Origin of the sequence: Shigella sp. FJ200513 (genome assembly GCF_040495915.1) — a bacterium.
In the GTDB taxonomy this organism is placed as follows: Bacteria; Pseudomonadota; Gammaproteobacteria; order Enterobacterales; family Enterobacteriaceae; genus ECMA0423.
Genome location: NZ_JBDYCV010000259.1, coordinates 1 through 706 on the forward strand (window position 1 = coordinate 1; position 706 = coordinate 706).

At 46.7% G+C, this 706-nt stretch carries 1 protein-coding gene and 1 pseudogene; both read left to right on the forward strand.

Features of this window, described 5'->3' with window-relative positions; all coding sequences use genetic code 11:
* Nucleotides 1–61: 61 nt before the first annotated feature.
* Nucleotides 62–427, forward strand: a complete 366-nt coding sequence (gene csgA / locus ABZJ92_RS22080; RefSeq protein ID WP_001144017.1) for a curli major subunit CsgA — start codon at nt 62–64, stop codon at nt 425–427.
* Between the two features lie 58 nt (nt 428–485).
* Nucleotides 486–706 (forward strand): annotated as a pseudogene (locus ABZJ92_RS22085) (hypothetical protein); the annotation flags it as partial.

The following is a 706-nucleotide window of genomic DNA, read 5'->3' on the forward strand; positions in this document are numbered from 1 at the left end:
CCTTCAGGGAAAAATATCATCAGATGGCTGCTTAAAAAAGAACAAATGGTAGTGTCCGCTATTGCCAGTACACCTCAGTAATAATAGCGGCCCAAATTCAGAGCTGAACATTTACCAGTACGGTGGCGGTAACTCTGCACTTGCTCTGCAAACTGATGCCCGTAACTCTGACTTGACTATTACCCAGCATGGCGGTGGTAATGGTGCAGATGTTGGTCAGGGCTCAGATGACAGCTCAATCGATCTGACCCAACGTGGCTTCGGTAACAGCGCCACTCTTGATCAGTGGAACGGCAAAAATTCTGAAATGACTGTTAAACAGTTCGGTGGTGGCAACGGTGCTGCAGTTGACCAGACTGCATCGAACTCCTCCGTCAACGTGACTCAGGTTGGCTTTGGTAACAACGCGACCGCTCATCAGTATTAATACATCATTTGTATTACAGAAACAGGGCGCAAGCCCTGTTTTTTTTCGGGAGAAGAATATGAATGCGTTATTACTCCTTGCGGCACTTTCCAGCCAGATAACCTTTAATACGACCCAGCAAGGGGATATGTACACCATTATTCCTGAAGTTACTCTTACTCAATCTTGTCTGTGCAGAGTACAAATATTGTCCCTGCGCGAAGTGAAGTGGCACACTGAATTTGGCCACCTGAACAGAGGTGATATGCTCACCTCAGAACAACACAGGTGCTCCAATGA